At 69.6% G+C, this 19,180-nt stretch carries 12 protein-coding genes and 1 pseudogene; 3 read left to right on the top strand and 10 right to left on the bottom strand.

Annotated elements, in window-relative coordinates:
* Positions 1-69 precede the first annotated feature (69 nt).
* Entirely contained in the window at positions 70-489 is a 420-nt protein-coding gene (locus tag ACZYVJ_RS22200) for a nuclear transport factor 2 family protein (RefSeq protein ID WP_463833332.1), read from the bottom strand.
* Positions 490-619: 130 nt separating this feature from the next.
* On the opposite strand from ACZYVJ_RS22200, the gene ACZYVJ_RS22195 reads away from it, so the two are divergent.
* Positions 620-1,435, top strand: coding sequence for a D-alanyl-D-alanine carboxypeptidase family protein (locus ACZYVJ_RS22195; RefSeq protein ID WP_463833827.1), 816 nt, complete (start codon positions 620-622; stop codon positions 1,433-1,435).
* A 7-nt stretch (positions 1,436-1,442) separates the two neighbouring features.
* Here ACZYVJ_RS22195 and ACZYVJ_RS22190 read toward each other — a convergent pair whose 3' ends face one another.
* The 4 genes and pseudogenes from ACZYVJ_RS22190 to ffh form a co-directional block, all read right to left on the bottom strand.
* On the bottom strand, positions 1,443-2,039 hold the full coding sequence (locus ACZYVJ_RS22190; RefSeq protein ID WP_463833331.1) for a TetR/AcrR family transcriptional regulator: 597 nt from the start codon (positions 2,037-2,039) through the stop codon (positions 1,443-1,445).
* A gap of 1 nt (position 2,040) precedes the next feature.
* Complete coding sequence (locus ACZYVJ_RS22185) at positions 2,041-3,861, bottom strand: N-acyl-D-amino-acid deacylase family protein (protein WP_463833330.1); 1,821 nt, start codon at positions 3,859-3,861, stop codon at positions 2,041-2,043.
* Positions 3,862-4,047: 186 nt separating this feature from the next.
* Positions 4,048-5,156, bottom strand: a pseudogene (locus ACZYVJ_RS22180) (metal-dependent hydrolase family protein).
* 42 nt (positions 5,157-5,198) lie between these two features.
* Positions 5,199-6,755: a signal recognition particle protein gene (ffh, locus tag ACZYVJ_RS22175; protein ID WP_463833329.1), complete on the bottom strand. Its 1,557-nt coding sequence runs from the start codon at positions 6,753-6,755 to the stop codon at positions 5,199-5,201.
* A gap of 195 nt (positions 6,756-6,950) precedes the next feature.
* Between ffh and ACZYVJ_RS22170 the strand changes: the two genes are divergently transcribed.
* Positions 6,951-7,745 carry an alpha/beta hydrolase gene (locus ACZYVJ_RS22170; protein WP_463833328.1) on the top strand — a complete coding sequence of 265 codons (795 nt, stop codon included), beginning with the start codon at positions 6,951-6,953 and terminating at the stop codon, positions 7,743-7,745.
* 101 nt (positions 7,746-7,846) lie between these two features.
* Positions 7,847-9,610: a DEAD/DEAH box helicase gene (locus tag ACZYVJ_RS22165; protein ID WP_463833327.1), complete on the top strand. Its 1,764-nt coding sequence runs from the start codon at positions 7,847-7,849 to the stop codon at positions 9,608-9,610.
* Positions 9,611-9,674: 64 nt separating this feature from the next.
* Here ACZYVJ_RS22165 and ACZYVJ_RS22160 read toward each other — a convergent pair whose 3' ends face one another.
* From ACZYVJ_RS22160 to smc, 5 genes are all read right to left on the bottom strand, one after another.
* Entirely contained in the window at positions 9,675-12,152 is a 2,478-nt protein-coding gene (locus tag ACZYVJ_RS22160) for a [protein-PII] uridylyltransferase (RefSeq protein ID WP_463833326.1), read from the bottom strand.
* A 45-nt stretch (positions 12,153-12,197) separates the two neighbouring features.
* The gene (glnB, locus tag ACZYVJ_RS22155) at positions 12,198-12,536 is read right to left on the bottom strand and encodes a nitrogen regulatory protein P-II (protein ID WP_003878721.1); all 339 of its coding nucleotides are present in this window, start codon (positions 12,534-12,536) and stop codon (positions 12,198-12,200) included.
* Positions 12,533-13,918 carry an ammonium transporter gene (locus tag ACZYVJ_RS22150; protein WP_463833826.1) on the bottom strand — a complete coding sequence of 462 codons (1,386 nt, stop codon included), beginning with the start codon at positions 13,916-13,918 and terminating at the stop codon, positions 12,533-12,535. The genes glnB and ACZYVJ_RS22150 overlap by 4 nt, the downstream gene beginning before the upstream one ends.
* Before the next feature lie 190 nt (positions 13,919-14,108).
* Positions 14,109-15,425 carry a signal recognition particle-docking protein FtsY gene (gene ftsY / locus ACZYVJ_RS22145; protein ID WP_463833325.1) on the bottom strand — a complete coding sequence of 439 codons (1,317 nt, stop codon included), beginning with the start codon at positions 15,423-15,425 and terminating at the stop codon, positions 14,109-14,111.
* 59 nt (positions 15,426-15,484) lie between these two features.
* On the bottom strand, positions 15,485-19,075 hold the full coding sequence (gene smc, locus ACZYVJ_RS22140; RefSeq protein ID WP_463833324.1) for a chromosome segregation protein SMC: 3,591 nt from the start codon (positions 19,073-19,075) through the stop codon (positions 15,485-15,487).
* Positions 19,076-19,180 lie beyond the last annotated feature (105 nt).

Genomic DNA, 19,180 nt, shown 5'->3' with positions numbered 1-19,180 from the left:
CAGCCATGCGGCGATCGCAAGCGCGGCGCAGCCGGGCGCGGCGGGTCGCCGCCATCAGCCATGCGGCGCTCACATCAGCTTCTGGAAGACCTTGGCCTCCGCCCGCCGGGTCATGCGCCAGCCGTCGGGGGTGCGCACGAACTCGTCGTCGTACCAGAGTCCGCAGAACAGCACCTGGTCCTTGTCGCCGCCCAGCACCATCGGGTTGAAGCAGATCACCCGGGACGAGGCCTTGTCCCCGTCGATCCGGACCGAGAAGTTGCCCAGCATGTGTGCGTACACCGGGAAGTTGGGCAGCACCTCGGCCAGCCATTTCTTCACCTCCGGATACTGACCCTCGATGCCGCCCAAAGCCGTGTAGTCGATGTAGGCGTCCGGCGTGAAGACCTGGTCCAGATCATCGAATCGCCGGTTGTCGATGGCGGTGGAGTAATCCACCAGAAGCTGCTGGATCTCGAGCCGATCCGAGATCTCTTCCAGGCTCAACATGCATCGGACAGTACTGAAAATCCGCCCGGAGCAGGGGCGGAAGTTAGACTTTGCGGCCATGCGGAAGCTCACGGTCCTGCGGTTCAAGGTGGCCGCTACCCTGCTCGCGCTCGGTACCTCCACCTCCACCATGCCCACCGCCTGGGCGGACAACACGCAGCCGGTCGGCTCGATCCCCATTCCCGACGGCCCGGCGCAGACCTGGATCGTCGCCGACCTCGACAGCGGTCAGGTGCTGGCCGGCCGCGATCAGAATGTCGCGCACCCGCCGGCGAGCACCATCAAGACGCTGTTGGCCCAGGTGGTGCTGGACTCGGTGAGCCTGGACTCGACCGTGGTCGCCGACGTCGCCGACACCCAGGTGGAGTGCAACTGCGTCGGGATCAAACCGGGCCGCACCTACACCGCGCGCCAACTGCTGGACGGCCTGCTGCTGGTCTCGGGTAACGACGCCGCCAACACGCTGGCGCACATGCTGGGCGGCCCCGACGTCGCCGTGGCCAAGATGAACGCCAAGGCGGCCTCGCTGGGCGCCACCAACACGCACGCCGCGACACCGTCGGGCCTGGACGGCCCCGGGGGTTCGGGCGCGTCCACGGCGCACGACCTGGCGGTGATCTTCCGCGCGGCGATGGCCAACCCGGTCTTCGCGCAGATCACCGCCGAGCCGTCGGCGATGTTCCCCGGCGACAACGGCGATCACCCGATCGAAAACCAGGACGAACTGTTGCAGCGCTATCCGGGCGCGATCGGCGGCAAGACGGGCTTCACCAACGCGGCCCGCAAGACCTTCGTCGGGGCCGCCGCGCGCGGGGGCCGACGGCTGGTGATCGCCATGATGTACGGCCTGATCAAAGAGGGCGGCCCGACGTACTGGGATCAGGCGGCAACGCTGTTCGACTGGGGATTCGCGCAGAGCCCGCAGTCCAGCATCGGCTCGCTGTAGCTCCTCGTCAGGCGTCCGGCAGCGCCGCGGTCAGCAGCGCCATCAGCACCGGGATCCGCTGGGCCGCGATGTCCGGTTGCGGCAGAACGCCTTCCACCACGGCGGCCCCGTCGAACACGTTGGTCATCAGCGCCACGAACACCGGGAAGGTGTCCGCGGGGAAGCGGTCGGCGCCGGGTAGCGCGCGGGCCGCGTCGCGGATCTTCGCGGCGTACTGGCCCAGCTCGTGTTGCAAAGTCTCCCTGAGCTTTTCGTCGGTACGGGCGGCCACCAGCAGTTCATAGATGACGGCGTTGGCCGGGCCGCTGGTGATGTCGCGCAGGATCCCCAGCGCCGCCTCCAGCGCCGGCCGGTCGGCCGGTATCTCGGCGACTCCCTTGGTGAACGCCTCCAGCTGGCGACGCAACACCTCGGAGGCCGTGGCCGCCATGAAATCGCCCATGGTGTCGAAGTGCCGGAACAGCGCCCCCACCGACACCCCGGCCCGCTTGGTGATCACCGCGGCGGACGCCCGCGCGTAGCCCACCTCGATGATGGTGGCGATGCAGGCGTCGATGAGCCGTCCGACGGTTTCCTCGCGGCGCTGCTGCTGGGTTCTGGCCATGTCAGGCGGTGACGCCCAGTGCGCCGCGTTGCCGACGGGTGCGCTCCCCCGCGCGCAGGTAGCGGCCCGATCGCACGGATTGCCCGTAGCCGTCCCGGAATTCGCCTGTGGAGTTACTTCCGCCGAAGACGACCACGCCGCCCACCCCGGTGGCGACCACGGCGTCGTCGTTGCGGTTGACCATGCGGCGCAGGCCACCGTAGAACGGCACCGCTTCCTCGTGGTAGCCGTCGACGGACGCGTCGAGGCCGGCCGGGTCGATCACCACGAAGTCGGCACGGTCGCCCTGCCGTAGCGTGCCGGCGTCGATGCCGAACCACTCGGCGAGTTCACCGGTGAGCCGGTGCACGGCATGCTCGATCGACATGAAGGGTGCACCGGCCCGGTAGGCGTCCCGGGTGCGCTTGAGCATCCGGAGCCCGAAGTTGTAGAACGCCATGTTGCGCAGGTGCGCACCGGCGTCCGAGAAGCCCATGTGCACGCTGTCTTCGGTGGCGAGCGCGTCCAGCAGCTTGGGGCGATGGTTGGCGACGACGGTCGTCCACCGGACGTTGCGTTCACCGTTCTCGACGAGCACGTCCAGGAACGCGTCGAGCGGGTGCAGCCCGCGCTCGTCGGCGATCGCGCCAAAGCTCTTGCCGATCAACGTCTTATCCGGGCATTCGACGATGACCGCGTCGTGGAAGTCACGGTGCCACAGCGACGGCCCCAGCTTGATGCGGTCGAACTCGCGCCGGAACTTGCGGCGATATTCCTGGTCCGCCAGTAACTCGTTGCGCTCCAACTGGTCCCGCAGGTGCAGCGCGGCCGTTCCGGCGCCGAACTCCTCGAAGACCGGCAGGTCGATGCCGTCGGAGTACAACTCGAACGGCACCGGCAGGTGCTGGAATTTCACGCTGGCCCCCAGCAGCTTGTTGAGCAGGCGAGTGCCCGGGCCGAACACGTAGACCGAGAGCGGCATCGACTTGGCGTCGGCGGATACCAGCATGCTCATCCGAACACCCTTGCCCCAGTTGAGTATCCGGCTGCTGGCCAGAAAGAAGAGCATTCCGGTCGACGGCTTGGCCACGTTGGGGGCGCTCTGCAGAATCCGGCCGCGCTTGCGCAGCACCTTGATCAGTCTGCGCCGTTCCCGCCACGTCGCGAAGGTGGACGGCAGAGCACGCGATCGGAACCGTTCGCCGTCGAGTTTGTCGATCGGCGCGTCCATCCCGGACATGCCGAGCACCCCGGCGTCGAGGGCCTCACCCAGCAGGTCGGCCATCTTCTGCAGCTCGGCCTCGGTGGGCCGAACCGTGGCGTCGGTGGCCCGATCCAGCCCGAGCACCGCGGTCCGCAGGTCTGAATGCCCAAGCAGCGAACCGACATTGGGTCCCAGCGGCAGGGCATCGATCGCCTTGACGTATTCCGCGGCCGTCGACCAGGTCCGGTTGGAATCCAGCGCGCCGAAGACGTATTCGCGCGGCACCGCCTCCACCCGGCTGAACAGGTCGGCGGCGTCCCGGGAATCGGCGTAGACCGTCGACAACGAGCAGTTGCCCAGCAGCACCGTGGTGACGCCGTGGCGAACCGACTCGCGCAGTCCGGGATCCAGCAGCACCTCGGCGTCGTAATGGGTGTGCACGTCGAGGAAGCCGGGCACGACCCACTTGCCGGCCGCGTCGATCACCTCGGGGCACCCGGTCTCGTCCAGCGGCTCGGTGCAGACCGTGGCCACCACGCCGTCGCGGATGCCGAGCGTGCGCGTCAGCGGGGCGCTGCCGGTGCCGTCGAACCACAATCCGTCGCGAATGATCACGTCGTAGGCCATGGTTTCCTCCATGTCGGTGATGCCGGAACGCTAACATAGATAGCGATCGCTCGCAATCTTTTCTCAGCGAAACTGCAGGAAGCGTTCGGCGCTGGTGGTCAGTGTGCGCCACCCAACGGCGCCGGGGCCGCAATCGCGGCGAGCTCGGCGCGGCGGGCAGTGAGGGGGGCCGCCGCGCGATGGCCGCGCGGCGCGTGGCTAGGCCGGCGAACGAAAGATCTTGCCCCGCAGCATGATCAAATCGGGATTGTTCAGCACGGCGGTTCCCGAGCGCGGGTCTTGCGCGTAGCACACTAAGTCCGCCGAGGCGCCGTGATCGAGCCCGGGCCGGCCGAGCCAACGACGCGCGTCCCAGCACGCCGCGCCCAGCGCCTCCGTCGGAGTCATCCCGATGCTCTTGAGCGCCTCGACCTCGTCGGCGATGCGCCCGGGCGCCACCATGGTGCCGGCGTCGCTGCCGGCGTAGATCGCCACGCCGGCCTCGCGGGCCGCGGCGATCCGGGACAGGCCGCGCGTGTGCAGGTCACGCATGTGGGCCGCGTACGCCGGATACTTCGCGGCGGCTTCGGCGATCCCGGGGAAGTTCTCCACGATGTTGACCAGCGTCGGGACCAGGACGGTCCCGTGCTCGACCATCAGCTCGATGGTGTCGTCGGTCAGTCCGGTGCCGTGTTCGATGCAATCGATGCCGGCGTTGATCAGGCCGGGCAGCGCGTCCTCACTGAAGACGTGGGCGGTGACCCGGGCGCCGTGGGCGTGCGCGGTCTCGATGGCGGCCTTGAGCACGTCGTCGGACCACAGCGGGGCCAGGTCGCCGACGCCGCGGTCGATCCAGTCGCCGACCAGCTTGATCCAGCCGTCGCCGCGCTTGGCCTCCTGCGCCACCGCGTCAGGCAGTTGCCACTCGTCTTCCAGCTCGCGCGAGAAGCCCGCCGCATACCGCCTGGGCCTGGCCAGATGTTTTCCGGCGCGGATGATGCGGGGCAGATCGTCGCGGTCGTCGAGGCTGCGGGTGTCGGTGGGCGAGCCGCAGTCGCGCAACAACAGCGCCCCGACATCGCGTTCGATCTCGGCCTGGGCGACCGCCTCGTCCAGCGGGATCTCGCCGTGATCACCGAGGCCGACGTGGCAATGGGCGTCGACCAGCCCGGGCACGATCCAGCCGCCGTCGAAGACGGTGTCGGCCCCGGCGACCGGTTCGGCGCTGATGCGGCCGTCGACGATCCACAGTTCGATCTCAGTTTCGTCGGGCAGCCCCACGCCCCGCACGTGCATGCGCACCGGCGGCTACCGGTTTCCGGTCCAATGGTGACGACCCGCTTCGCCCGGCTGCGCCGCGCTCGCGATCGTCACGACTTGCCCGGGAACTTCAGCTTGGACAGATCGAAGTCGGCCAGACCGGGCGGCAGCTCGTTGAGGCCCTCGGGCATCTGCGACAGGTCGGGGAATGCCGCCGGCATGCCCTGCATCAGCGGGTTGCGCGCCTTCGGCGGCGTCGGGCCGCGTCCGCCCTTCTTGCCCTTCTTGCCCGCCTTGCCCTTCGCTCCCTTGGACTTTCGCGTCGCCGACTTGCGGCCCAGGCCGGGGATGCCCATGCCGCCGAGCATCGACGACATCATCTTGCGGGCCTCGAAGAAACGGTCCACCAGCTGGTTCACCTCGGACACCGTCACGCCGGAGCCGTTGGCGATGCGCAGCCGCCGCGACGCGTTGATGATCTTCGGGTCGGCGCGCTCGGCGGGCGTCATGCCGCGGATGATGGCCTGCAGGCGGTCGAGCTGGCTGTCGTCGACCTGGGCCAGCGCGTCCTTCATCTGCCCGGCGCCGGGCAGCATGCCCAGCAGGTTGCCGATCGGGCCCATCTTGCGGATGGCCAGCATCTGTTCCAGGAAGTCCTCGAGCGTGAGCTCGCCGCTGCCGATCTTGACGGCCGCGGCCTCGGCCTGTTCGGCGTCGAAGACCTGCTCGGCCTGCTCGATCAGGCTCAGCACGTCGCCCATGCCCAGGATGCGGCTGGACATCCGGTCGGGGTGGAAGACGTCGAAGTCCTCCAGCTTCTCGCCGGTGGAGGCGAAAAGGATTGGGACGCCGGTCACCTCGCGGACCGAGAGCGCCGCGCCACCGCGGGCGTCGCCGTCCAGCTTGGTCAGCACCACGCCGGTGAAGCCGACGCCCTCGCGGAACGCCTCCGCGGTGGTGACGGCGTCCTGACCGATCATCGCGTCCAGCACGAACAAGACTTCGTCGGGATTGATCGCCGCACGGATCGCCGCGGCCTGCGACATCAGCTCGTCGTCGATGCCCAGCCGGCCGGCGGTGTCAACGATGACGACGTCGAAGTGCTTGGCCTGCGCCTCGGCGAGTCCGGCGGCCGCGACCGCGACGGGGTCGCCTGGCCCGGATCCGGGCGACTCGCCGGGATGCGGCGCGAACACCGGTACGCCGGCGCGCTCACCGACGACCTGCAGCTGGTTCACCGCGGCCGGGCGCTGCAGGTCGCACGCCACCAGCAGCGGCGTGTGCCCCTGGCCGCGCAGCCAGGACGCCAGCTTGCCGGCCAGCGACGTCTTACCGGAACCCTGCAGACCGGCGAGCATCACCACGGTCGGCGGCGTCTTGGCGAACGCCAGCTGACGGGTCTGTCCGCCCAGGATGCCGACGAGTTCTTCGTTGACGATCTTGACGACCTGCTGCGCCGGGTTGAGGGCACCGGAGACCTCGGCACCCTTGGCGCGGTCCTTGATCCGGGAGACGAAGGCGCGCACGACGGGCAGCGACACGTCGGCTTCCAGCAGCGCCAGCCGGATTTCGCGGGTGGTGGCCTCGATATCAGCGTCGGTCAATCGACCCTTGCCGCGCAGCCCGGCAAGGGCACCGGTCAAACGGTCGGACAGCGATTCAAACACCCCGCCAGCCTAGTGGTACTGCCAGCGCGGCGAAGCCGGGGCGCAGCCTGGACGCCGAGTGTGCGGCCCGCCGCCCGTTCGGCTGTCTGTGTGCGGCCAGCCGCACACTCGCCGCCTCCGTCCGCCTGAATCCACCCCGAAAGGCCGTCGCCGTGGCTTATGTTTCGGCACGAAGACGGCGAAGGGGTCAGGCTCATGCTCGAGGTGATCGACAAGGGGTCCGGCAGCGAAGCACATCCGGTGCCGCTGCTCTTCGTGCACGGCGGCTGGCATGGCGCGTGGTGTTGGGAACACTTTCTGGACTTCTTCGCCGACGCCGGTTACCGCGCGGTCGCGATGAGCCTGCGCGGACACGGCGCCAGCCCCACGGCCAAGCCGCTGCCGAAGGTGTCCATCGCCGACTACATCGACGATGTCCGTTCGGTGGCCGACGACCTGGGCGGCGCGCCGGTCCTGGTCGGCCATTCCCTGGGCGGCTTCGTGGTCCAGCGTTACCTCGAAGATCGCCGCGCCCCGGCCGCGGTGCTGGTGGGCTCGGTGCCGCCGCAGGGCGTGCTCACCCTGGCGCTGCGGGTGTGGCGCCGCCGGCCGTCGATGACGATGGAATCGTGGAGCGATCCCACGCTGCTGAGATTCCTCGCCACCCCGGCGCTGGCCCGCGAGTACCTGTTCTGCGCCGACACGCCCGAGGCCGTCGTCGAATCCTGCCGGCAACGCGCCGGGGCGGAGAGCGTTCGCGCCGCCATGACCGACCCGATCGTCCGCCGCGTCCGGACCAAGCGGGTGACCACGCCGATGCTGGTGCTGGGCGCCGAGTACGACGGCTTCGTCAGCGTCCGCGAGGTGCGCAACACGGCGCGCGCCTACCGGACCGAACCGGAATTCTTTTCCATGGGCCACAACATGATGCTCGAACCCGGCTGGGCCGACGTTGCCGGACGCATCCATGAATGGCTGCAGACCCGCGAAACGGTGAGCCCGACGCGATAGCCAGTCGAGTCGTTACTGCGCCGAAAAGCGTTGGCGTGCTAGATTTCACAGCCGCGACTCAATCGAGTCAGCCGCGTCGACGAGTAACGAACGGGGGGCCTGTGTCGGTGCCGCTCAGCAGCATCCAGGCGCAGGCCGACAGCGTTCCCAGCGACACCAGCGACACCGGCGTGCTGCGTGGCTGGCAGCGCAGGGCGCTGGTCAAGTACCTCGCCGCCCAGCCGCGCGATTTCCTGGCGGTGGCCACCCCGGGCTCGGGGAAAACGACCTTCGCCCTGCGGGTGGCGGCCGAACTGCTCGGGCAGCGGGCCGTCGAGCACGTCACCGTCGTGGTGCCCACCGAGCACCTGAAGGTGCAGTGGGCTCAGGCCGCGCAGCGCTACGGCCTCGCGCTGGATCCGAAGTTCTCCAACAGCAATGCGCGAATCGCTCCGGAGTTCCACGGCGTGATGGTCACCTACGCCCAGGTCGCCGCGCATCCGACGTTGCACCGGGTGCGCACCGAGCAACGCAAGACCCTGGTCATCTTCGACGAGATCCACCACGGCGGCGACGCCAAGACGTGGGGCGACGCGATCCGCGAGGCGTTCGGCGACGCCACCCGCCGGCTCGCCCTGACGGGGACGCCCTTTCGCAGCGACGACAGCCCCATCCCGTTCGTGACGTACGAGGCCGGTCCCGACGGGATCCGGCGTTCGCAGGCCGATCACACCTACGGCTACACAGACGCCCTCGCCGACGGCGTGGTCCGGCCGGTGGTCTTCCTCGCCTACTCCGGGGAGGCCCGGTGGCGCGACAGCGCCGGCGAGGAGCACGCGGCGCGCCTCGGCGAGCCGCTGTCCGCCGAGCAGACCGCGCGCGCGTGGCGCACGGCGCTGGACCCGGCCGGCGAATGGATGCCCGCGGTGATCACCGCCGCAGATCTGCGGCTGCGCCAGCTGCGCACGCACATACCCGATGCCGGCGGCATGATCATCGCCTCGGATCAAACCGCGGCCCGCGCCTACGCCGTCCTGCTGACCAAGCTGACCGGCGAGGCGCCGACGCTGGTGCTTTCCGACGACCCCGGATCGTCCGCCCGTATCAGCGACTTCGCCGCGAGCACCAGCCGCTGGCTGGTGGCGGTGCGCATGGTCTCCGAGGGCGTCGACGTGCCGCGGCTGTCGGTCGGGATCTACGCCACCAGCGCCTCGACGCCGCTGTTCTTCGCCCAGGCCATCGGCCGGTTCGTGCGGTCGCGGCGCGCGGGTGAGATCGCGAGCATCTTCGTGCCGTCGGTGCCGAACCTGCTGCAGCTGGCCAGCGAGCTGGAGGCGCAGCGCAACCACGTGCTCGGCGAACCGCATCGCGTCTCCGAGGGCGACCCGCTCGAGAACGATCCCGCCACCAAGACGCAGGACGAGAAGACCGACCTCGACAAGGGCTTCACCTCGTTGGGCGCCGACGCGGAACTCGATCAGCTCATCTTCGACGGCTCATCGTTCGGCACCGCGGCTGCGGCCGGCAGCGACGAGGAGGCCGACTACCTCGGCATCCCGGGGCTGCTCGATGCGGAGCAGATGCGCGCGCTGCTGCACCAGCGCCAGGACGAGCAGCTGCAGAAGCGGGCCCGGCTGCAAAAGGAGACCGGATCGCCGGCGGCCGTGGAAGCCCCCTCGGCCACGGTGCACGGCCAGCTTCGGGAGCTGCGGCGCGAGCTGAACACCCTGGTGTCGATCGCCCATCACCGAACGGGCAAGCCGCACGGCTGGATTCACAACGAACTGCGGCGCCGCTGCGGTGGCCCCCCGATAGCCGCGGCGAGCCGCGAACAGCTGCGGGCGCGCATCGAAGCGGTGCGCCAGCTCAACGCCGAGCATTCGTGAGCGGCTTGGCTCGTGGCGATCGCGAGCGCGGCGAGCCGGGCGAAGCGGGTCGCCACCATCGGGCCTAGTCGCCGACCGGTTCCTCGAGCACCTCGACCGCGGGGCCGCCCAACACCGCCAACAGGCTCTGCTCCACCACGTCCCGCGCGCCGTGCTCGGCGTCGCCGGCCGCTTCGGCCGACACCGTCACGCAGAACACGTCCGCCGCCGTCGACCCGAAGGTGTTGACCTTCGCCCAGACGATGTCGGTGCCCGCCCGTTCCAGCGCGCGGGTCAGCAGCGCGAGCAGCCCGAGTCGGTCCATGGCGCGGACCTCGACGATCAACACCTCGGGTGACGCCGAATCGACCCACAGGATGCGGGGCGGGGCGCTCGACCGGGTGACGGGCACCCCGACCTGGACCTCGCCGGCGCGGCTGGTCGCCGCGCTGACGGCGTCGCTGTCGCGCTTCTCCAGCGTGCCCAGCACGTCGACGTCGCCGGCCAACGCTCCGGTGAACTGCTGGCGCAGCAGGCCCGCTTCGGGCGGCGAACCGAACAGCGGTGACACCACGAATTCGACGATCGCGAATCCCTCGTGGGTGCTGGCCGAGGCCGAATGGATGCGCAGCGAGTTCAGCGCCAGCACCGCGGCGGCCTTCGATACCAGCCCCCGCTGATCAGGTGCGGCCATCACCACGTCCAGGCGCTCACCGCCGCTGGGCTTGATGTCCACATGCACGCCGCGATCGGTGGAAATCGAAAGGTATTGTGGCGCAGCGGGTTGCGCCTCGGGCAGTGACTCCCCTGCCATCACCAGCCGGCAGCGCCGTACCAGGTCCTCGATCAGCGACGCCTTCCAGTCGCTCCACACCCCGGGACCGGTGGCCTTCGAATCCGCCTCGGTCAGCGCGTGCAGAACTTCGAGCAGCAACGCGTCCCCGCTCAGCGCTTTCACCACGCGCTCAATGGTTTTGGGGTCATTGAGGTCGCTGCGGGTGGCCACCATCGGCAGCAGCAGGTGGTGGCGGACCAGTTGTGCCAGCAGCTCGACCTCGACCGGCGGCATACCCAGCCTGGGCCCGATCTCGAGCGCCAGCCCCGCGCCGAGCACGCTGTGGTCGACACCGCGGCCCTTGCCGATGTCGTGCAGCAGCGCGCCGAGCGCGAGCAGGTCGGGTCGCGCCACCCGGGTGGACAGCGGTGCGGCGTTGACGGCCGTCTCGATGACGTGACGGTCCACCGTCCATTTGTGCGCGATGTCTCGGGGCGGCAGGTCGCGGATGGCGTCCCATTCCGGCAGCAGCCGGCCCCACAGCCCGGTGCGGTCGAGCGCTTCGATCGTCGCGACCGTGGTCGGGCCGGCGGACAGCACAACCAGCAAGTCGTCCAACGACTCTCGCGGCCACGGCACCGGCATCTCCGGCGCGTTGGCGGCCAGCCTGCTCAGCGTGGCGGCGCCGATCGGCAACCCGGTGTCGGCCGACGCGGCGGCCACCCGCAACACCAGACCCACGTCGGTATCGGGGCGCGCGTCGCGGGCAAGCACGATCTCTCCGGCATATTCGACGACACCCTCGTCCAGCGGACGGCGCTTGGGCCGGCGCACCAGGGCCGTCACCCCGCGGCGCGGCAGCGCGTTCTCGGCGGTCCGAATGCCGGTCTCGGTGTGGTAGGCGATGGTACGCCCGGCATCGGACAGCTTGCGCGCCAAGTCAAATCGGTCCCCGATGTGCAGGGCGGCGCTGATCTCGTCGGCGTATTGGGCCTGCAGCTCGTCACGTCCGCGCCCCGATACCCGGTGCAGCTCGGTGCGCACGTCGAGCAGCGTCAGGTGGGCATCGTCGAGGGAGCCTCCGGGTGATTCCGGACGCGCCATGCCGTGGCGGTCGATCAGTTGGGCCACGCCCAGCGCGTCGAGCAGTTGGACATCGCGAAGGCCGCCGCGCCCCGACTTCAAGTCGGGCTCGGCGCGCTGCGCGATGCGGCCACACCGGTCCCAGCGGGCCTGCGTCATTTCGACGAGCTCGTTCATCCGGGAGCGAATTGCGCTGCGCCACTGGCGCCGTGCGCCGGCGATCAATTCGTCGGACAGCCGCGCGTCGCCGGCGATGTGGCGGGCGTCCAGCATGCCCAGCGCCGCGATCATGTCGGCATTGGCGACGCCGAGGGCGCCGGAAACGGTCCGCACGCTGTGGTCCAGCCGAACATTGGCGTCCCACAACGGATACCACAGCTTGTCGGCGACCTTGCCCAGCACGTCGTCGGACTTGTTGTCGTGCAACAGCATTAAATCGAGGTCGGAATACGGCAACAGCTCATGGCGACCTAGGCCGCCGATCCCGACGACCGCGAAGCCGCCGTCGTCGGTGATCCCGATCTCGGCGGCCTTGGCCATCAACCATGATTCGTGCAGATCCAGCCAGGCGTGTCGCAGTTCGGCGGCGTGCAGCTTGCTGCCCTCAGACAGCAGTTGGCGCCGCGAGGCAGCCAGATCGACTGCCCCGCAGGCGCTTTCTGTCCCGCCCAGGTGCCCGGACGAGTCGGGGTCGTTCGGGGTCATACCCTCCCGGCCCGCCCGGGTCGAATCAGCAATTGACAGTAGATGTCATAGCGCATCGGTTCCACGCTCGCCGGTGCGCACCCGCACAATGGTCTCCACGGGGCTCACCCACACTTTGCCGTCACCGATCTTGCCGGTGCGCGCGGCACGGACGATGCTGTCCACGACCTTGTCGACGATGGAGTCGTCGACGACGACCTCGATGCGCACCTTGGGCACGAAGTCCACCGAGTATTCGGCGCCGCGGTATACCTCGGTGTGGCCCTTCTGCCGTCCGTAGCCCTGGATTTCGCTGACCGTCATCCCGAGGACGCCCGCGTCCTCAAGACTGGTCTTCACGTCATCGAGCGTGAACGGCTTTACGATCGCGGTGATCAGCTTCATGACTGCTCTGCCTCCACTTTGTCGCCCACTCGCTCCTCCTCCAGGCCGTTGCGGGTATCCGCCACAGCGACCCGGGGCGGGAGAACCGAACCGGTAGCCACGGCGAAATCGTATCCACTCTCGGCGTGTTCGGCCTCGTCGATACCCGCGGCTTCCGCCTCTGGGTTGAGACGAAGCCCCATGGTGTACTTCAGGATCAACGCCAGGATCAGCGTAACCACCCCAGAGTAGATGAGGACACTGAACGCGCCGACTGCCTGCCGCTCGAGCTGGGACCAGCCGCCGCCGTAGAACAGTCCCTTGGACACCCCGGTGACGCCGTTGATGGCCGGGCTCTCCGGGGCGGCGAGGAGCCCCACCAGCAGGGTGCCGGCCAGACCGCCGACCAGGTGCACGCCGACCACGTCGAGCGAGTCGTCGAAGCCCAGCTTGAACTTCAGGCCGACCGCCAGCGCGCACACCACACCGGCCACCAGGCCCACCACCAGCGCGCCCAGCACGTTGACCGACGAACACGACGGCGTGATGGCGACCAGGCCCGCGACGATGCCGGACGCCGCGCCCAGCGTCGTCGCCTTGCCGTCCCGGATGCGCTCGGTGAGCATCCAGCCCAGCATCGCGGTGGCCGTCGCGACCGTGGTGGTCATGAAGGTCGACCCGGCGACACCGTTGGAGCTGGTGGCCGATCCGGCGTTGAACCCGTACCACCCGAACCACAGCAGGCCGGCACCGAGCATCACGAACGGCAGGTTGTGCGGCCGGAACAACGTGGTGGGCCAACCGCGCCGCTTGCCCAGCACGATCGCCAGCATCAGGCCCGCCACACCCGAATTGATGTGGACCGCCGTCCCGCCTGCGAAGTCGATCGCGTGCAGCTTGTTGGCGATCCAGCCGCCCTTCTCGGAGGCGAAGCCGTCGAACGCGAAAACCCAGTGGGCGACCGGGAAATAGACGAACGTCGCCCACAGGCCGGCGAACACCAGCCAGGCGCCGAACTTCAGCCGGTCGGACACCGCACCCGAGATCAGGGCGACGGTGATGATCGCGAACATCAGCTGGAACGCCACGAACACGGTGGCGGGCAGGGTGCCCGCCAGCGGGATATCCGTTGCCGCAACGCCTTTGCTCGGATCGGCGGCCACCGCGTTAACCCCGATGAGGCCCTTGAGGCCCCAAAATGAGGTCGGCTTTCCTACCACGCCGCCCGCGTCGTCGCCGAAGGCGAGCGAATAGCCGTAGAGAACCCACAGAACGGTGACCACGCCCATGGCGCTGATGCTCATCATGAGCATGTTCAGCACGCTTCGGGCGCGCACCATACCGCCGTAGAAAAACGCCAGACCCGGCGTCATCAACAGCACCAGCGCGGAACTGGCCAACATCCAGGCGGTATCGCCGGTATTGGGCTGGCCCAGTATCGGGTATGTCACTCGCAATCTCCTCCGGTCGGCCCACAATTGGCCGCCAGACACGCGTCTGATGACCTGTCCAGAACATTGCGAGATTGTTGTTTCGGCGATAGTGCAGCCGTGTTTCGGCGGGATTAACGTCCCGCTCGCCGTGTAAGGGGTTTCAGCCCAGCAACGCGTCGACGAAAGCGGCCGGTTCGAAAGGCGCGAGATCGTCTGGGCCTTCCCCGAGCCCGACGAGTTTGACCGGCACGCCGAGCTCCTGCTGAACCCGAAAGACGATGCCGCCCTTGGCCGTTCCGTCCAGCTTGGTCAGCACCGCGCCGGTGATCTCGACCACCTCGGCGAACACCCGTGCCTGGGCCAGCCCGTTCTGCCCGATGGTGGCGTCGAGCACCAGCAACACCTCGTCGACCGCGGCCCGCCTTGTTACAACCCGCTTAACTTTGTCGAGCTCGTCCATCAGCCCGACCTTGGTGTGCAGCCGCCCCGCGGTGTCGATGAGCACCACGTCGGCGCCCGCGACGATGCCCTTGTCGACGGCGTCGAACGCCACCGAGGCCGGGTCGGCGCCCTCGGCCCCGCGCACCACCTCCGCTCCCACCCGCGACGCCCAGGTCTGCAGCTGATCGGCGGCGGCGGCGCGGAACGTGTCGGCGGCGCCCAGGACGACGCGCCGCCCGTCGGCGACCAGGACCCGGGCCAGCTTGCCGACGGTGGTGGTCTTTCCGGTGCCGTTGACGCCCACCATCAGCAGCACCGAGGGATGGTCGTCGTGCGGCAACGCCCGGATCGACCGGTCCATGCCGGGCTGCAACTCGTTGATCAGCACGTCGCGCAGCACGGCCTTGGCGTCGGCCTCGGTGCGCACGGCGCTGCTGGCCAATCGGCTGCGCAGCTGGGAGATCACCGATTCGGCGACCACCGGGCCCAGGTCGGCGACCAGCAGCGTGTCCTCGACGTCCTGCCAGGCGTCCTCGTCGAGGTCGCCGCCGCCGATCAGACCCAGCATGCTGCGGCCGAGCGCGTTCTGCGACCTGGCCAGCCGGCCGCGCAGCCGCTCCAGCCTGCCCTCGGTAGGCGCGATCTCCTCGATCTGGGGGACGGCGGCAGGAGCTTCAGGGGCTTCGGGCGCCGGGGCTTCAGGCGCCGGGGCTTCAGGCGCCGCGGCCTCGGGCTGGGGTGTGGGTTCGGGGAGTTCGACCTCGGAGATGGTGCGCCGCGGCGCGTCACGCGGAATGGCCGCGTCGTCACCCACCGCGGGCAGGCCGGTGGTGTCGAGCCGGTCGGCCGTCGTGGTCTGGCTGAAGGTGATGCCCGAGGAGGCGGTGTAGCCGCCGGACCGGTCGATCGCCTCGGGCTCGGTCCTGGCCGAGAAGCTGATGCGGCGCCGCCGATACCGCAGCAGGCCCAGGACCAGCGCGGTGATGACGACCAGGGCAGCGACGACCGCGATGGCGATCCAAAGACCTTGGGACACGCTGACATTGTTTCAAGCGGTCCGGTGCGGGGTGGTCACCGGCCCTCGCTCGATGCTGATCAGGTGGTGACGAGCTGACCTACCTGCTGGCCACGCATCCGCTGGGAGATGACGGCGGTGATGCCGTCGCCCTGCATTGTCACGCCGTAGAGCGCGTCCGCGACCTCCATCGTCGGCTTCTGGTGCGTGATGATGATGAGCTGCGAGCGCGCCCGCAACAGCTCGAACAGCGAGATCAGCCGCCGCAGGTTGGTGTCGTCGAGGGCGGCCTCCACCTCGTCCATGATGTAGAACGGCGACGGGCGGGCGCGGAAGATCGCGACCAGCATCGCGACCGCGGTCAGCGCCTTCTCGCCGCCGGACAGCAGCGACAGCCGGGTGACCTTCTTGCCCGGCGGGCGGGCCTCGACCTCGATGCCGGTGGTGAGCATGTCGTCGGGATTGGTCAGCCGCAGCCGGCCCTCGCCGCCCGGGAAGAGCACCGTGAAGACGTCGGTGAACTCGCGTTCGACGTCGGTGTAGGCCTCGCTGAACACCTGCAGGATGCGGGCGTCGACCTCGTCGACCACCCCGAGCAGGTCCTTGCGGGCGGCCTTGACGTCCTCGAGCTGCGTGGACAGGAAGTTGTAGCGCTCCTCGAGCGCGGCGAACTCCTCCAGCGCCAGCGGGTTGACCCTGCCCAGTTCGGCCAGCTCACGCTCGGCCCGCTTGGCCCGCCGCTCCTGGGTGGGCCGGTCGTAGGGAATCGGCGCGGGCGCGAAGACCTGTTCGCCGCGCTCCTTGGCCTGCTCGTATTCGGCGATCTCCAGGTCGGAGGGCGGCAGCTGATTCTCCGGTCCGTACTCGGCGATCAGGTCGGCCGGCGCCATGCCGAACTGCTCGAGCACCGTCTGTTCGAGCTGCTCGATCCGCATGGCCGCCTGGGCGTTGGCCACCTCGTCGCGATGCAGGGAGTCGGTCAGGGCGGCCACCCGGGCGCTCAACGCGTTCACCTCGTCGCGCACCGCGGCCATCGCGGTCGCACGCTGCTGGCGCTCGGCGGCCAGGGCGTCGCGGATCTTGGAGGCGGCGTCGACCACCCCGTTCAGCCGCTGCGCCAGCAGCCGCCCGGAATCGGCCACCGCCGCCGCCACCGCGGCGGCGCGCAGCCGCGCCTCTCGCGCCTGCTGCGCCCGCAACCGGGCTTCGCGTTCGGCCGCGGCCGCGCGGCGCAACGAATCCGCCCGCCCGCGAACGGCATTCGCACGCTCCTCGGCGGTCCGCACCGCCAGCCGGGCCTCCACCTCGACGCTGCGGGCGTTCTCGGTCGCGGCGGCGATCTGCTGACGGTTCACGGGTTCTTCCGTCGGCGGTTGCTGGGTCTCCTGGGCGTTGCGCAGCCGGGTTTCCAGTTCGGTGACCTCGGCGACGGTCTGGGTCCGGCCCGCCTCGAGTTCCTCGCGCTGCCGCAGCAACCTGCTCCACTCGTCCTCGGACGTTCGGGCTTCCTGGCCGAGCCGGCCCAGCTGCTCGTACATTCCCGAGATCTCGCTGTCGGACTCGTTGAGCGCGGCCAGCGCCTGCTCGGCCGAGTCCTGACGGGCGGTCTGCTCGGTCAGCGCGCCGGACAGCGCCGCGCTCAGCTGGGCGACCCGGGCCTCCGCGGCGGTCAGCTCGTCGCCGGCTTTGGCGATCTCCAAGGTCACTTCGAGCGTGGACAGCTTGCGGTCCGAGCCGCCGCTCACCCAGCCGGCGCCCACCAGGTCACCGTCGAGCGTGACCGCGCGCAGCTGCGAGTGCGCCGCCACCAGGGCCAGCGCCTGGTCCAGGTCGTCGACCACCGCAACGCCGGAGAGCATGGCCGTGATCGCGCCGCGCAGCCGCGCCGGCGCCTCGATCAGGTCGAGCGCCCACCGCGCGCCCGCCGGGGCGGGCTGCGGTGCGGGCTGATCGGCGGGCCAGTCGCCCAGCACCAGCGCGGCCCGGCCGCCGTCCGCCTCCTTGAGCGCGGCGACGGCCGAACGGGCCGCGCCGAAGTCTTCGGCGGCCAGCGCGTCGGCCGCGGATCCCAGCACCGCGGCAAGCGCCGCCTCGTAGCCGGAGCGAACCTTGACCAGCTTGGCCATCGGTCCCAAAAGCCCTGTGCCACCATGGTTTTGAGTGAGCCACGCCGCGCCGTCCTTGCGCTCCAGCCCGATCGCCAACGCATCGATGCGGGCCCGCAACGACGCCACCTGGCGTTCGGCGTCCCGCTCGGCGAACTGCAGCTCGGCCACCCGCTCGTCGGCCAGCCGCAGCGCGGCGACCGTGCGCTCGTGGTGGTCGTCGAGTCCGACTTCGCCCTGATCGAGTTCACCGACCCGGCCCTGCACGGTCTCGAATTCCACCTTGGCCTGCTGCGCGCGGGCGGCGGCCTGTTCGATGCGTTCGGACAGGCGCGCCACGCTGTCGTCGATCGATTCGACGCGCGCCCGCATTGTCTCCACCTGACCGGCCAAGCGCGCCAATCCTTCTCGGCGATCCGCCTCCGCGCGCACCGCCGCCATGTGGGCCCGGTCGGCCTCGGCGGCTTCGCGCTCACGCTCGGCCAATTCGGCGCGGGCGCCGTCCAGGCGGGTGCGCGCCCCGGCCAGTTCGGCGAGCAGCTGCCGCTCGGCGACCGCGACCTGCTCGGCCTCGGCTTCCAGCGCGTCGGGATCGGTGTCCCTGGGTGCGAGCGGCTCCACATCGAGGTGCTGCGCGCGCTCGCTGGCGATGCGCACGGTCGCGGCGACCCGTTCGGCCAGGGCGGACAGCGCGAACCAGGTGTGCTGAACCTGCTCGGTCCGGCTCGACAGCTCGCCCACCGCCGTCTCATGGGTGGTCAGCTCCTCGGACGCCACGGCCAGCCGCGACGAGGCCTCGTCGTGGTCGCGGCGCATGGCGGCCTCAGCCTCGAAGATGGCCTCGCGCTCGCCCTGCCGGTTGACCAGGTCGTCGGCCGCCAGCCGCAGCCGGGCGTCACGCAGGTCGGCCTGGATGGTCTGGGCACGACGGGCCACCTCGGCCTGGCGGCCCAGCGGTTTGAGCTGGCGGCGCAGTTCGGTGGTCAGGTCGGACAGGCGGGCCAGGTTCGCCGACATCGCGTCGAGTTTGCGGAGGGCCTTTTCCTTGCGCTTGCGGTGCTTGAGCACACCGGCGGCTTCTTCGATGAACGCGCGACGGTCCTCGGGCCGCGATTGCAGGATCTCGTCGAGCTTGCCCTGCCCGACGATGACGTGCATCTCGCGGCCGATCCCGGAGTCGCTCAGCAGCTCCTGAACATCCATCAAACGGCAACTGCTGCCGTTGATTTCGTACTCGCTGGCGCCGTCGCGGAACATCCGTCGCGTGATGGACACCTCGGAGTATTCGATGGGCAGCGCGTTGTCGGAGTTGTCGATGGTGACGGTGACCTCGGCGCGGCCCAGCGGGGCCCGCGACGAGGTCCCGGCGAAGATGACGTCTTCCATCTTGCCGCCGCGCAGCGTCTTTGCCCCCTGCTCCCCCATCACCCAGGCCAGCGCGTCGACGACGTTGGATTTGCCGGAGCCGTTGGGCCCGACGACGGCGGTGATGCCCGGCTCGAAGCGCAGAGTCGTCGGCGAGGCGAAGGACTTGAAGCCCTTCAGCGTCAGACTCTTGAGGTACACGGCGAGCCAGACTACCGCTCAAATCACCACGGACGGCTTCACCGAGGGGTGTCGGGCGGCCCGAAATATAGCCGCGCTCCGAGCGGTCGGCGCACTGGTCACAGT

The organism is Mycobacterium sp. IDUB_3 (assembly GCF_055419585.1).
Note: the sequence above shows the minus strand (reverse complement) of the source record. Positions and strands in the feature narration are given on the sequence as shown.

Coding starts and splice junctions, on each gene's coding strand:
- ACZYVJ_RS22150 (WP_463833826.1), bottom strand. CDS start 13,918: ATGTTGGCCAGTTCCGCGCTGGTGCTGTTGATGACGCCGGGTCTGGCG.
- ACZYVJ_RS22195 (WP_463833827.1), top strand. CDS start 620: ATGCCCACCGCCTGGGCGGACAACACGCAGCCGGTCGGCTCGATCCCC.
- ACZYVJ_RS22200 (WP_463833332.1), bottom strand. CDS start 489: ATGTTGAGCCTGGAAGAGATCTCGGATCGGCTCGAGATCCAGCAGCTT.
- ACZYVJ_RS22170 (WP_463833328.1), top strand. CDS start 6,951: ATGCTCGAGGTGATCGACAAGGGGTCCGGCAGCGAAGCACATCCGGTG.
- ACZYVJ_RS22190 (WP_463833331.1), bottom strand. CDS start 2,039: ATGGCCAGAACCCAGCAGCAGCGCCGCGAGGAAACCGTCGGACGGCTC.
- ACZYVJ_RS22185 (WP_463833330.1), bottom strand. CDS start 3,861: ATGGAGGAAACCATGGCCTACGACGTGATCATTCGCGACGGATTGTGG.
- ACZYVJ_RS22160 (WP_463833326.1), bottom strand. CDS start 12,152: ATGACCCCGAACGACCCCGACTCGTCCGGGCACCTGGGCGGGACAGAA.
- glnB (WP_003878721.1), bottom strand. CDS start 12,536: ATGAAGCTGATCACCGCGATCGTAAAGCCGTTCACGCTCGATGACGTG.